We start from the raw sequence: 14,998 nt of genomic DNA on the forward strand, positions 1-14,998 counted from the left end.
CAGCAAATACCAACGCTGCAGGGGCTTTTTCTTTTTACTTTGACCATCCGCCGGTACATTTCACCCATTCATCCGGTTTTGAGCTTTTCCCGGTATTGATTACGCAGGTTACGTCACACTCTTACGTCTAACTTCGTACAAGCTTATAACCGATTATGAGAAAAATTCTAGCACTACTTTTTGTATGCCTTTTTGGCTATTTCGCGCAAGCCCAGAAAGCTGATGGCAGCATTTCCGGCAAATTGATGGACACCACCAATAAGAAGCCCATCGCAGACGCGACCATTTCCCTTTTACACGAAAAAGATTCGTCTCTCGTAACCTTTACTCTCTCAAACAAGCAGGGGCTATTTGAGATCAAGGGTCTCGCTGCGGGAAACTATCGATTGATCATTACCCACCAGGAGTATACCGAGATCAAAAAAAGCGTATCACTGACCGAAGATCAGAAGCAATTGAACGTAGGGGAGATCGCCTCTACCAACAACTTCAAGGAAATGACAGGAGTTGTCGTCACCAATGAAGCACCGATCGTTGTAAAGAATGATACGGTTCAGTTCAACGCCAGCGGATTCAAAACACTGCCGAATGCTACGGCAGAAGACTTCCTGAAAAAACTTCCCGGAATGGAAGTGGACAAAGAAGGTAATGTAAAGTCACAGGGCGAAACCGTTCAGAAAGTATATGTAGATGGTAAAGAGTTCTTTGGAAACGATCCAAAACTTGCTACAAAGAATATTACGGCCGATATGATCGAAAGTGTCCAGGTATTTGATGATATGAGCGACCAGGCAAAATTCACCAAGATCGATGACGGAAGCCGTGCGAAAACATTGAACATCAAACTGAAGAAAGACCGTAATAAAGGCTATTTCGGAAGAGCGACCGCTGCTTATGGCAGCAATGACCGCTACGAAGGAAATGTCAGCGTGAATAAGTTCAATGGCAACCAGCGTATTTCGCTTTTATTCAATGCCAACAACATCAATAAACAGGGCTTTTCCTTTTCCGATATCATCAGCTCCATGGGCGGATTCAGTGGATTCGGCGGCGGCGGCGGTATGGGAGGAGGAATGATGGGCGGCGGCGGATTCGGCGGCGGTGGCGGAGGCATGACCATCCGCGCGGGCGGAGGCGGCGGCGGAGGCTTTAGCTCGGGAGGAAGCACCGGCCTGATCAAATCACTCTCTGCAGGCATCAACTACACCGACCAATGGAGCAATAAGATGAAAGTTACCGGGAGCTATTTCTTCTCCAACTCCGATAACCGACAGGAACAAAGCACGCTTCGCAGAACCACTTATGGCGACTCTGTGGTGACCCGCGACCGGGAAACCTGGTCTACCAGCAAAAATCAAAATCACCGGTTCAATCTGCGGTTCGAATATGAGATCGATTCGATGAACTCTATTCTGTACACCCCTTCCATTACACAACAACACTCTGAAAGCTATTCATTCGACACCTCCTCTTCGACCACACAGCAACTGGGAAAACAATTCCTGGGTGTTGTTGGCAAAACAAACAACGAGAATGTACGTGATGGTTTCACCTGGAATAACAACCTTCTGTTCCGTCATAAATTCGGCAAAACAGGCAGAACGATCACACTGGGATGGAATAATACATTCGGGAACAGTGATGCCAATGGTTTGACAATTTCCAACAATACATTTTACCAGGAAAGCGGTCTCGTAGACCGGGCCGTTAACCAGAACCAGCGGACATTTCAGAAAACAAATACCAACAATAATGCATTCAGCACTTCTTATACGGAGCCGTTCGGGCTTAACAAATTACTGGAACTGAATTACCGGTATACACGAAATGTCGGAACATCAGACCGCGAAGCCTATAACTATGATGCAGCTTCCGGAAAGTATGAAACGCCAAATCTGTTGCTGACAAATGAGTTCAAAAATATCTTCGAAGGCCATCGCGTGGGAGCTAACTTCAGAGTGCAAAAACCGAAGTACAATTACCAGTTTGGTCTGGGCGTTGAAAGGTCATCTCTCGAAAGTCAGAGCTATCAGGCAAGTACACAGAAAGATTCGGTGAACAAAGCAAGCTATACTAATTTGTTCCCAACAGCCAATTTCAACTTCACTCCTACCAAAAGCAAGAATCTGAGATTTGCGTACAATGGCAGGACCAATCAGCCAACTTTGTCGCAGTTGCAGAACGTACGTGATGTAACAGATACGCTGAACATCATCATTGGTAATCCGTTCCTGAAGCAGGAGTTCAACCACAACCTCACGATCGGTTACAATAGTTTCAATATTATGACCTTCCGCCTGATCGCGGCAAACCTGAGCTTTTCCACAACGCAAAACAAGATCGTTAACAGCATCAGTGTCAACAATGGTGTGCAGACCACTGAATACCTGAACCTTGATGGATACTACCGCGGAAGTGCGTTCATCACACTGGGGTTACCATTTAAAAACCCAAAATGGAAAGGATCAAGCCTGAACTTCAGCAATAACACGTCTTACACACAGGATGTAAGCATGATCCAGGTGGACAATAAACTGGTTAAGAACCTTGCCCGTACATTCATGGTTTCGCAGGGAGCCGGAATAAACCTTAACAAATCGAAGTACGATCTCGGCCTGCGTTTAAACCTGGCATATAATGATGTGAAGAATACAAAGGCTAAAAGCGTGGATGAGGATTACCTTACACAGACCTACTCTGTGGATGCCTCTTATAACCTGCCCTTCAGTTTTATCCTTGCAACAGACTTCAATTATCTGATCAATACGGGACGCGCGGAAGGTTATAACCAGAGCATCCCGTTGTGGAATGCCAGCCTGAGAAAACAGATCTTCAAGAAGAAGAATGGAGAGCTTCGCTTCTCAGTGAATGATATCCTTAATCAGAACCAGAGCATTCTGCGGACGATAACAACGAACTACGTTGAGGATACGCGCAGCATGGTATTGCGTCGTTACTTTATGGTCAGCTTCCTGTTCAATCTTACAAAGATGGGCGGCCAGTCAATGCCTCAGGGCCCTCCGGGGATGCCGGGTATGAGGATGATGAACAGGAATATGGATAATATCCGAATTTCTCAATAACAGGTATAGATTTCCGCAGATGATGCGAAACAGCAAATGCGCAGATAAGATAATTATCTGCGCATTTGTTTTATGACTAATGTCCGGCCGGGTCCAATGCAGTCTGCCGGGATCAGGGGTAAGCGGTGGGGAGGGAAAGGCTGAAAGGTTGAAGGTTTAAGAGTTTAAAAGTTTCACAGGTTCCCTAGGTTTCTCAGGTCCATAGGTTAATAGGTTGATATCTTGCTACAGGTTTGGAAAGTCTGGTAGGTTTCAGAGGTACTATATTGATACTGGCAAAGGTGTAAGTACCGGAGGCTTATGCGTTCTAGGGGGGGCGGTTGAGATTCCGTTGCGCGATACGATCCATTTACCGTCGCGCACGCAGAGTCATTCACTGCCGCGCGCGCAGGCCAGAAATGGGCATACGACAGCAACCGCATTGCTGCGTTTGACTGTCGTCGCCCACTTTTCAATTGTATCATTCCATATTTCCTATCTCATTCTTCCTTTTTTTGATCATAGATGAAATAAAAAAACGCACCGCCCTTTTCAGGACTGCCCTCCTCCACCAGTCCTGAAAATGACGGTGACTAAGAAATTTCTCTGTTGTAAAGATCACTTTATGCAAAAGGGAATCCATGGGAAAAACACAAGATCTGCCGGGAAAATAACGGGAGTATGACTGTGAATAAACGACCGGAAACATAGTCGGAGAACTCATTCACCCAAATCTTGCGACTCATCCCTGACCTGGTCACGATCCAGTGCTATGCTTTGCGGAGGGAATAAAAAAAGGCTTCGTTCATAACGAGGCCTTGCTATTCAGTAAGGGTTAGTAAGGGAAAAGTTTACTTATCTTCTTCTCGCTACAGCACTCGCCGCTGGTGATGAACCAGAGATGAATACACATAAAATAGACTTGAGAAAGTGAAGCGGGTTAAGAGATGGCTTATAGTAACGTTGGTAAATCCTTGCCTCTTCGTGAGAGTGGATAATGCTCCTGTTTTTCATACTGGACTTGTTTAATAATTGGTTTAACGAAAAAACTTTGCTGAAATTATATAATCGTTCTGATATTTTATAATCTTTGCACCACTTATTAACTCTTATAATCCATTACTTGTGAAAAGAATCGTAAAAACCCTATTCTTTACAGGGCTATCTATTGCCCTATCAATTCCATCCATCTCTCAGGTTCGTATTCCAGGCGCCAATCCATTAAGCACAGACATGAAGAAAGTGATAAGGGAATACCCTCATCATTTCGCAGGTTTACAGGGAACTGTCATTGAAGAAAATCCACAGTCGGTAAACTATGCATGCAACTTCAAAGTTAGTGGTGCAGAGTCAGCAACTATTACGCGCTATTCTTCAAAAGCCAATGATGTGTTCAGCTGGCAGGCAACGATGTTGACCACTGAGGACTTTAATGAGGCAAAGAAAAAATTTCATTCACTCTTCAGTTCATTGAACAATCTTGCTGTTAAGATGGACTATGGCGAAACCTTCTACCTGAATGGCCGCTATGAAACCCCGACAGAAGAAATGAAATTTACCAGCGTCGTCATGGCTTTTCAAAATGCCGATCGTATCACTCAGAAAATGAAACTGGAGATCTCCATGCAGTATGAGATGCTGGAATGGAAGGTTCGCGTGCTTATTTACGAGAAGGAGCGGGATGATGACGAGCAGGGCGAGACCATCGAGTAAGAAAGGCTAACGGACCACGGAAGATGCATGCGCTCTGTCGCGTCCTCTTAATGTTCCCGTTTAGAAAGCAACTTCAAGTACAATGAATGGACTGCAGTCTGTTGACTGCGGTCCATTCATTAACGTCCATTAACATTAATCCAAGACTCATTAACTGCCTTTCCCTTCTACTAAGAATACTTTCGTAGCCCAAAATCAAAACCACCGGCTATGCGAAAGCTTTACTTTCTGCTGCTTATCCTTGCAGTAAACAATTCAGTTCAGGCACAAAAAGGTAGTGTTAAAGGTGTCGCATTTGACACGCTATCAAAAAACCCGGTCGCAGATGCGACCATTACCATTCTTCAGAAAAAAGATTCATCGCTGATCTCCTTTGGAATGACGGATGCATCGGGAAGATTTACGATCGATGCGCTTCCTGTCGGAGAGTATCGCCTGCTTATCACTCACGTAGCCTATCACAATGCTAATCGAATGTTCTCTATAACGGAAACAGAAAAGAGTCCGGACCTGGGGAATGTTACAATGAACGACAGGACAAAAGTGCTCGATGAAGTGATCGTAAGAAGCGAAGCTCCCCCAGTTACCCTGATCGGGGATACAGTTCAATACAACGCCGGGTCTTTCAGAACACAACCCAATGCAAACGTGGAACAGCTGCTAAAGAAACTCCCCGGCATCTCTGTTGATAAAAACGGAGCCATCACGGCACAGGGGCAGAAGGTGAACCGCGTGTTGGTGGACGGGAAAGAGTTCTTTGGCAATGATCCCAAAATGGCGACCAAGAACCTTCCTGCTGACGCGATCGACAAGATCCAGTCATACGACAAAAAAAGCGATCAGTCGCTGCTCACTGGCTTTGACGATGGCAACAGCGAGAAGGTCATCAATCTTAAACTAAAAGAGGATAAAAGAAAAGGTGTGTTCGGAAAGGTCATGGGCGGCGGGGGAACAGATGATCGCCTCGAAGGCCGATTCAATGTAAACTCTTTCAAAGGCGCCCGTCAGATGTCTGTGCTGGGAATGGGTAATAACACCAATACCGAGGGCTTCTCTTTTATGGACATGATGAATTTTTCCGGCGAACTCAGCCGTATGATGCGCGGCGGCGGTCCCATCAGAATGAGTGGCGATGACCCTATGGCGTCCATACTGGGCAACTCGAATCGCGGGATCCGGACGATCTGGGGAGGCGGGGCAAATTATAACAACATCATCGGAAAGAAGGCGGAACTCACCAGCAACTACTTTTATAATCATTTTAACCCCAAAACCCTGTCTGACATAGAGCGTCAGTACATTCTGCCCGACTCCTCTTATTTCTACAGACAAAACAGTCTCTCAGACAATATAAACAACAGCCACCGGTTAAACCTGACCCTGGATTACGTGATCGACTCCTTCCATTCGATCAAAGTATCTCCCTCCATCGGCTATCAAAAAACAGATAACCATTCCATCCGTGACTATTCCCAGTTTGGAAGTGATGGTCAGATCAGCAACCTGGGGAATTCATCCTCTTTCACTAAAAGCTCGGCAACCAACCTGAGAAATGATCTATTGTTCCGCAAAAAATTCAGACGCCGGGGCCGTACATTATCCTTCAGCCTGCAAAATACTTTCAATGATTCCGAAGGCAACGGAAGCCTGGAGTCTTTGAACGAATTCTATGACAGGACTGGCCAAAAATATCGTACAGACTCCATTAATCAGCGCATCCAAAATACCAGTGACCTGGTAGGTTATACAGCGCGCGCCGTATATACCGAACCGCTTTTTAAACGCTCTTTACTTGAGTTCAGCCTTGGTAAGAGCTTTACAAAAAGCAACTCCGACAAGATCACTTACGATTATGACAAAGGCTCGGGTAAATACGACGAACTCAATGATTCGCTGACAAACAACTTCCGCAATACATACAGTACTGCCAATGCAGGCTTCCGTATCAGAACACAAAGGAAGAAATATAACTATGCGCTTGGGCTGACAGTTCAGGAAGCAGAACTGGAAGGCAAGATCGTAAGTGGAATAAAGGATTCGGTGATCAACAAGAAATTCACCAACCTGTTGCCGAACGCAAGAGCCCAGTATTACTTCACGCGGTTCAAGAGCCTTACACTGACGTACAGCACCTCTACCAACCAACCAACCGTATCGCAACTTCAGCCGGTTCCTGACATCTCTGACCGCCTGAATATCCGGAACGGTAATCCTAACCTGAAACAAGAGTATACGCACAACCTTCAGATCAACTACAATGGACTTAACCCATATAAAAACAAATCGCTGTTTGCCTTCTTTAATCTCAGCCGTACGGAGAACAAGATCGTAAACTTTGATTCGCTGTTCTCAAACGGTGTGAAATCAACGCGCCCGGTAAACGTAGATGGTGTATATAATATGACCGGCGACGTGAGTGTCGGGTTTCCTGTCAGACCGATCAAGGGCAATTTCCGCATTGGAAGCAATTTGTTCTACAACAGCGGTGCTCAATTTATCAATGGTCTCCGGAACAACATCAGCACTTTTATTGCAGGTCCGCGTGTTAACCTCGACATGGACCTTTCTGATAAGATCACCTGGTCACTCGGAAGTACATTCAACTTCAATCGCAGCACTTATTCCCTGCAAAAAGCCTTCAACACAAGTTATTTTTCGCAGGAATATGAAACGCAGCTTGACCTTGTATTGCCAAAGGGTTTCAACTTCAGCACGGAATTCACCTATACGATCAACAACCAGCTCAGCAATGCCTTCAATACTAAAGTGCCGCTATGGGGAGCGTCTCTCAGCAAGCAAATGCTGCGTCATAACCGGGGTGAGTTGAAGCTAAGAGTGAATGATATTCTCAATAGAAATGTTGGTGTGAGCAGAAACAGTAATCAGAACTATATCGAAGATTCAAGAGTGAACACCCTTCGCCGTTATGCGATCCTTTCGTTTACTTACAGTTTAAGTAAGACCGGATTGAATAGCACAGGCAGTGGTGGTGGAATGATCATGAGGTCCAGATAAGCCGTCAGGACATTAGCATATTATCCCGCTGCAGACATGGTTCTGCAGCGGGATTTTTTATGAGACCAATGTCCGGCACCGAATAAGAATTGGCTGTTGGGCCACTATCTTTTGAACCCCTCCGGCGTTTGCATTTGTTGGTTGTGGCCAAACGTTTGCTTCATTACCGGCTTTCTACCCTGGTCTTACAGCAGCCCAGGGTATTTTATTGCTAGAGAACAGTAAGGAACGTTTGATCTTTCGCCAAACTAGCCGTGAGCAGGTCTGGGTTCATTATACAGGTGCCGTCCCCTCCAGCTCTGTCTGACCTCGAATCTTCACCACAGATCATTCAATATTGCTTCCGTTTTTAATCTATCCGAAGTTCGTTTCACTTTCATAGCTTGATGCGATTACACTTTTCTGTCTGTGCTGCCGTCGTTTTTCTCCCGGAATTTTACCGTTATTTTCTCCTGAGGTTTTGTGTTTTAACCTTGTCTTCGGCTTCGCGTTAGGCGATATTTACAAAAGGAAATTTCTGTATTTGCCGTCCGTCTTCAGGCGGGCCAGGGCGTCGGGAGGTCCGCCGGGATGGGCGGCAATTTTTATATTGGCCGAAATGGCCGGAAACATGAAAAAGAAAGAAATGAAAAGATAAAGGGAAAGAAAATATAAAATGAAGGTTCTATTGGAAATGGAAGCAGTAGCAGGGAACAAGGTTATGCCCGGCTATACATTTTCTTTGGAAAGACCTTTAGGTACAGGTTATACAGCTCTTAGGTTTTGGAAAAGAAGGTAGAGAGAGAGACTGTCTTTCCCGGCCCGGGGTTTAGGGAAGGTGGGTTCCGAAATATGAGTGCGTCGTCGAATTAGCGCTGGCCTGGTGCCGGTTAGCCTGGTATGTGGCCAACCCAGAGCTATGCATACTTGCGTCAGCAAGGCCCTCTTCTTCTGTAAAGGGCAACCCTCACTTCTGATAATAGCGCGCAGAGTAAATCGGCGTCCTGCCCTTTTTCCCAGTCATATATAAAAGCAGATACCGTAACGAGCATTACTGCCGTTACGGTATCTATATTCATGGCTATACTTGTTTATCCTGCTCTGAACCTCATTCCTCCGTTCTTCTGCATTTCATCCATCAGCTTTTTTGTTTCTTCTGCATATTCCACTCTGGTTACTTTTTTACCTTTTGTAGGTTCTTTGATGGCGGAAAGGCTCGGTTTCTGAGAAATTTCCAGCGCCTTATAAATGGTTCTGCCGCGATTCATTTCCAATTCAAGGACCAAACCGGGTAATTGGCCATACGTTTCAGGTCCAATAGCAACCGGGATGTCTGTGGTGAACCAGGCAATGACGCTGATCGTGTCGTCCACTTCTTTCCGGATCATTTGGCCGTTTTCCATGGTCATCATATTACGCTTGCCCATACGTTCAGAAACTGCTTTCCGGCAAAGGTGGTTGAGGATGGTTTTCGTTTCTTCGGTCAGTTTCCAGGTTCCGGTTTTTTTAATGCTATCGATAATAAGAAACTGTTTGTCGATATAGGAGCGTTGCTCAACAAGTCGGGACTGCGAGAAGTCGCAGAAAGTAACATCATCCGCGCCTGGCCCGATACTGCGGACGATCATATTACCGCCTCCGCCAGTGATCCCCGACAGGCCGTCGTCTCCCATTTCATCTTCCAGTTGATGCCAGGAACTTTTGCCATTAGCAAAATTCAATTCAAACCGGTTGGTTCTGGTAATATTCTGGGTAGTTGGTGCAGCGCCATTCATGGCCAGTGTCATCTGTGCCTGAGTCGTACGCTCGTACGTCACCTTTCCTTCTTTCTGTTGCGCAAGCAGTCCTCCGGCAAGGATAAGGGAGACGCCGGAAAATAAAATTCTTCTCATTTAAGTAGTTTTTTTATAGGTTTCAAAACTACTGATAGGTGTTTCGGAAGGAAGTTAAGGCACCTTGCATTAAGGTTAATAAAGGTTAATAGCCATAGCAGGCGCCGGAAGTATTGGCTAAATTTGATCTCGAATCGAAAAAAATGAAACTATTTTCAACCAGTCACCAGAGAGGAAAAGGAGCCCGGCAGGCCTGGCTTCTGTTGTGTTTTATGTTGCTGACCATACTGGTCATTGCGGGCTTCCAGGGCTACTGGTTGCGCGACAACTATAACCGTGAGAAGCAAACCCTCGACATCAAAACGAACGCAGCTTTCCGGCAAACGATCCTGCGTTTGCAGGCTTCAAAGTTTCAGATCGAGGGCATGACTGTAAATTACGATTCGGCCAACACACGCCAGCATGGAATGGTTCCGCAGCCAGAAAGACCGCGGCCGCCGGCAACCATGCGCATCAGGACCAGAAAACCAGATCCTGATGTGACGATAACTTATTCCCGCAATGAACCCACGATCACCGTTGCAAACCTGATACAGGAGCGTCTCAAGGACATAGACATTCCCGATAGCATTTCTCACGCATTCGGGCGCGTTGTACTCTCCGGAGTGAAAGATACTTTGCGCAGAGTGACAGATTCCCTGCAAAAATACCTCAGGCTTCCTCTGAATGGTTTTATAGGTGACCTGGACCTCGACGAAGAAGACTCCATCGCCCTGAACAGGATCAAACACGTAAAAGTTAAACGGGCCGGAGTAAACAAAACCGCCAAAAACTCCGTGACCATCCACTATTCGGAAGACGATAAAGATGAGCGCGAAGAAATGCCGAGAGGATTGGCTGTTACACGGGCCACCCCGTCCGTTACCGCCTCACAAAGCTCTTCTGTTCGCGTAATGGCCCCGATGCATTTGAGGGACTCGGGAAAAAACAATGTGTTCCGTTTCCTGTATGATATGGACTCCTTATCACAAAAAGATTCTGTAACGATCAAGGAGATCGATAGCGCCTTTGCAAAGAGACTGGAAGCCGAAAAGCTTAAGGTCGACTTTGCTGTAAGCCGGGTAAATCGTGCAAAGCCTGACTCATCCGCAATAAATGAAGTAACAGTTGGATTCGCCAGCCCAATGACCTACCGCCTCTCAATCGATAATGAAATGGGGTTTTTGTTCGGAAAGCTGAAGCTTCCCATCCTGTTTTCCTTATTGCTTGTTACGGTCACCATTGCCTCGTTCGTGGCGCTATACCGAAGCCTCATGAAGCAGCATCGCCTTGCTCAAATGAAAAACGACCTGATCAGCAATATTACTCATGAACTCAAAACGCCGATCGCAACGGTTGGTGTTGCTATTGAAGCGTTGAAAAACTTCAACGCGCTCCAGGATCCTCAGCGTACCAGGGAGTATCTTGATATTTCCCAGAACGAACTGCAGCGGCTCGGATTGCTGGTAGATAAGGTCCTGAAACTTTCGATGTTTGAAAAAAAGGATATCGAACTCAAATCGGAATATTTCGACCTCAGGGATGTTTTAAACGAAGTTGTTGCGTCATTAAGATTGCAGCTGGAAAAATATCATGCAAAAATTGATATCCAGACAGAGGGTGACACCGCACTGAAAGGCGATCGTCTCCACATGTTGAGCGTAGTGTTTAATTTGCTTGATAACGCATTGAAATATAGCAAAGAAAACCCTTTCCTTGAAGTGAGCCTAAAACAGGTCAATGACGATGTCGAACTTATCGTGAAAGATAATGGCATTGGCATCCCTTCCCAGTATAAAGAAAAAGTATTTGAAAAGTTCTTCCGGGTGCCGACCGGCGATACACACAACGCCAAAGGACACGGGTTAGGACTTAGTTACGTCGCCCAGGTGATCCGTCAGCACAACGGAACAATTAAAGTGGATAGTCGTGATGGATTCGGTAGTACCTTTACCATCGTACTGCCAAAATCTATTACATGAGTGCTACAAAAATTTTTTACGTAGAAGATGAATTGTTTCTCGGAAAGATCGTTAAAGAAAGCCTCGAAAGCCGCGGGTTTGAGGTAATAATGGAAAGTGACGGGGCAAAAGCCACCGCCGCTTTTCAAAAGTCAAATGCCGATATCTGCGTGCTTGATGTGATGTTGCCCAATAAAGACGGATTCACCATCGCCGATGAGATCCGCGATATAAATGAAGATATTCCTATCATTTTCCTGACCGCAAAAACCCAAACTGAAGACGTGGTAAAAGGGTTTGCCCTCGGTGGAAATGATTATATCCGCAAGCCGTTCAGCATGGAAGAACTGATCGTAAGGATCCAGAATGCGCTTCGCAATAAAAACGCAGCACCGGAGAAGATCACCGGAGATCAGATCACACTTGGCAAATACACCTTCCACCTGAACCGGCAGCTGCTGCAAAGCGGAAACGAAGAAAAAAAGCTTTCGTACCGGGAAGCTGAGTTACTGAAACTTCTGTACCAGAACAGGGATAAGATCATCGATCGCAGGGAAATACTTAATCTTCTGTGGGGAAATGACTCGTTCTTTAACAGCCGCAACCTGGATGTATATATTACCAAGCTCCGGGGTTATCTGAAAGAAGATACAGCCCTCGAAATTCTTACAATAAAGGGAATCGGCTACCGGTTTGTAACAGGGTGACCTAACTCCCTCCAGGGAATTGCACGCAAAAAACCGCAATAAATAACAGAGAACACCCTGTCATTTATTGCGGTTTTTAATATATTGAACCATACCTCCTTTTATAAATCCGCAGATAATGATTTAGCCGCCTCAATACCGTGAAGCTCTCTATCTTTATAAAAAACTCCCCATGAAGTTCCGCACGCTCGTTTTCTTATTCATCGCTCTCATTTTATTGATCGGCGCTTTCACTAAGCCGGGTCTGGATCAGTTCAAAGCGTTTTATGCAAAAGAATACGGCATTCAATCTCCTCCCATGATTGAACACACGGATGGTATCTCCTATTCTCTTTTTTCGATCACCGCATTCTCGATCACAAAAGATGCGAATAACAAACAGGTGGCAGTGGCAGCCCCTAAAATAAAATACCTCGGCTTATTTGGGCGCTTCTGGAAACTTTGATCAGGTCCATACCAAAAAATATTTTATGTCAGCAAAAAAAGCATACATCGCTGAATCAATTTTCACTGGCGAAGAATGGCTTGCCGGCTACGGCGTGATCACAGACAACGGGAAGATCGAAAGCATCATACCTGCGGCCGAAATACCTGCATCTATTCCCGTTGAACATTATGAAGAAGGCATGCTTGTGCCTGCCTTTATCGACCTGCAGATCTATGGCGCACACGGGAAGCTTTTCTCCGTTTTTCCGGAGCCAGCCTCTTTATATGAATTAGATCAATATTGCCGCAATGGCGGTGCCGCCTGGTGCATGCCAACCGTTGCAACAAACAGCTACGAAGTATTCCGGCAGTGCATAGACGCGGTTCGTCAATACTGGAATGAAGGGGGAAAAGGTATTCTTGGTCTGCATATGGAAGGTCCGTGGCTCAACCCTGTAAAACGCGGGGCACATATTGAAGCCTTTATTCATCAGCCAACAGCAGAGCAGGTGAGGGAAATTCTTGACTATGGTAAAGATGTGGTAAAAATCATCACACTTGCACCCGAAGTTTGCGGCCCTTCTTTAATGAGTTATATAGCCGGACAGGGGATCATAATTTCCGCAGGACACAGCAATGCAACCTATACAGAAGCTAAACAGGGCTTCCAAAATGGCGCGACAACCGTTACCCATTTGTATAATGCGATGTCGCCCCTGCAACATCGATCACCGGGCCTGGTTGGTGCGTCGATGGATGATGATAACGTAATGGCGAGTATCATTCCGGATGGTCATCATGTTGACTATGCTGCGATCCGCATTGCGAAACAGGTGATGAAGGATCGTCTTTTTGTAATTACTGATGCCGTGACTGAAACGAACAGCGGTCCCTATCCACACGTTTTCGCTGGGGATAAATACGAAGCCGGTGGGATTCTCAGTGGGTCTGCTCTCACAATGAATAAATCAATTCAGCGACTTACTTCTTTTTGCGATATCGAACTGGAAGAAGCATTGCGGATGTGTTCACTGTATCCTGCTAAAGTGATGGGAATGCAAAAGCAGCTCGGAATGATCGCCAGCGGGTTTGATGCAAAGATGACGGTGATGAATAAAGAACTGGAAGTTTTAAAAGTGATAGATAACTAACCGCGTAGCGGTCGATTTTTTTTAATGCAGTAATAGTGTTTCTATATGTCAAGAAAAGTGTTTCTTTTTATTGCAATGAGCCTGGACGGATATATTGCCGGCAACAATGACAATATTGATTTTCTATCTACAGTAGAAGTGCCTGGTGAAGACTATGGATATGCCGCATTTCAACAGGAAGTGGATACGGTGATCTGGGGAAGAAAAACGTATGACAAAGTTCTGACGATCGACCCGCAATTCAGCCATAAGGATAAACGATGCATCGTTCTGTCAAGAACCAGGCAGGGACGCGATAATCATGTCGAATTCTTTAATGGACCTGTTACAGAACTGATCGGTTCATTAAAGCAACAGGAGGGAAAGAATATCTATTGTGATGGTGGCGGGGAAGTAATTTACGAGTTGCTGCAACATGGTTTGATCGACAGGATGATCGTGTCAGTTATACCTCATCTGGTTGGTGACGGCGTTCACCTTTTCAAAGGCGGACGCCCGGAGCAGGCATTAAAGTTGACACGCAGTTTGACATTCCCTTCTGGTCTTGTACAGCTATGGTATGAAAAAAAATGATACCGATAATATACCGGAGCGCTTCAAATGGGTTTTGAATATTATTCAGGCACGCCCATCGGATAAGATCCTGGAGATTGGCTGCGGTCCGGGGATATTAACCTCACTGATCGCCGGGCAATTAAAAACCGGGCAGATCTCTGCGATCGACAGATCTGCTTCAATGATCCGTCATGCAACAAACCGGAACAGGGAATTTATAGATGACGGGAAAGTCGCCATTATTCATTCTTCCCTTGAAAAATGGACGCCCGTGGCCACCTTCAATAAGATCATCGCTTTTAATGTAAATATCTTCTGGCAGAACCCCGAACGCTTTTTACCAGATGTCAAAAATATGCTTAGACCCAAAGGCCGGTTCTTCGTATGTTATCAGCCGCCATCAGGCAAAAACAAAGATGCAATTAAAACCATCAAAAATATATTTCAGGCAAACGGATTGTTTATAGAAGATATACTAACAAAAAAATTTCACCCGGCACCGGCTTGTTGTTTCATCACAACATTTATAAAAATCCCCTAACCTAAATCACAACAAAT

Annotated in this window: 10 protein-coding genes; 9 read left to right on the top strand and 1 reads right to left on the bottom strand. The window is 45.5% G+C overall.

Annotated features, from left to right (window positions below; genetic code table 11):
• Positions 1-155 precede the first annotated feature (155 nt).
• From LZZ85_RS01660 to LZZ85_RS01670, 3 genes are all read left to right on the top strand, one after another.
• A complete protein-coding gene (locus LZZ85_RS01660) occupies positions 156-3,083 on the top strand; it encodes an outer membrane beta-barrel family protein (protein WP_237868184.1) in 2,928 nt (975 codons plus the stop codon).
• 1,104 nt (positions 3,084-4,187) lie between these two features.
• A complete protein-coding gene (locus tag LZZ85_RS01665) occupies positions 4,188-4,775 on the top strand; it encodes a hypothetical protein (protein WP_237868185.1) in 588 nt (195 codons plus the stop codon).
• Positions 4,776-4,985: 210 nt separating this feature from the next.
• The gene (locus LZZ85_RS01670) at positions 4,986-7,790 is read left to right on the top strand and encodes an outer membrane beta-barrel protein (protein WP_237868186.1); all 2,805 of its coding nucleotides are present in this window, start codon (positions 4,986-4,988) and stop codon (positions 7,788-7,790) included.
• A 1,070-nt stretch (positions 7,791-8,860) separates the two neighbouring features.
• Here the strand turns inward: LZZ85_RS01670 and LZZ85_RS01675 are convergent.
• Positions 8,861-9,661 (bottom strand): GLPGLI family protein, encoded by an 801-nt coding sequence (locus LZZ85_RS01675; RefSeq protein WP_237868187.1) that lies wholly within the window; start codon positions 9,659-9,661, stop codon positions 8,861-8,863.
• A 143-nt stretch (positions 9,662-9,804) separates the two neighbouring features.
• On the opposite strand from LZZ85_RS01675, the gene LZZ85_RS01680 reads away from it, so the two are divergent.
• The 6 genes from LZZ85_RS01680 (at position 9,805) to LZZ85_RS01705 (ending at position 14,981) form a co-directional block, all read left to right on the top strand.
• Complete coding sequence (locus LZZ85_RS01680) at positions 9,805-11,622, top strand: sensor histidine kinase (protein WP_237868188.1); 1,818 nt, start codon at positions 9,805-9,807, stop codon at positions 11,620-11,622.
• Positions 11,619-12,308, top strand: a complete 690-nt coding sequence (locus LZZ85_RS01685; RefSeq protein ID WP_237868189.1) for a response regulator transcription factor — start codon at positions 11,619-11,621, stop codon at positions 12,306-12,308. The genes LZZ85_RS01680 and LZZ85_RS01685 overlap by 4 nt, the downstream gene beginning before the upstream one ends.
• Before the next feature lie 172 nt (positions 12,309-12,480).
• The gene (locus LZZ85_RS01690) at positions 12,481-12,753 is read left to right on the top strand and encodes a hypothetical protein (RefSeq protein ID WP_237868190.1); all 273 of its coding nucleotides are present in this window, start codon (positions 12,481-12,483) and stop codon (positions 12,751-12,753) included.
• A 25-nt stretch (positions 12,754-12,778) separates the two neighbouring features.
• A complete protein-coding gene (gene nagA, locus LZZ85_RS01695) occupies positions 12,779-13,885 on the top strand; it encodes an N-acetylglucosamine-6-phosphate deacetylase (protein WP_237868191.1) in 1,107 nt (368 codons plus the stop codon).
• A 45-nt stretch (positions 13,886-13,930) separates the two neighbouring features.
• Positions 13,931-14,458, top strand: a complete 528-nt coding sequence (locus tag LZZ85_RS01700; protein ID WP_237868192.1) for a dihydrofolate reductase family protein — start codon at positions 13,931-13,933, stop codon at positions 14,456-14,458.
• On the top strand, positions 14,445-14,981 hold the full coding sequence (locus LZZ85_RS01705; RefSeq protein ID WP_237868193.1) for a class I SAM-dependent methyltransferase: 537 nt from the start codon (positions 14,445-14,447) through the stop codon (positions 14,979-14,981). Before LZZ85_RS01700 ends, LZZ85_RS01705 begins: the two co-directional genes overlap by 14 nt.
• Positions 14,982-14,998: the final 17 nt, after the last annotated feature.

Origin of the sequence: Terrimonas ginsenosidimutans (genome assembly GCF_022012415.1) — a bacterium.
In the GTDB taxonomy this organism is placed as follows: domain Bacteria; phylum Bacteroidota; class Bacteroidia; order Chitinophagales; family Chitinophagaceae; genus Terrimonas_A; species Terrimonas_A ginsenosidimutans.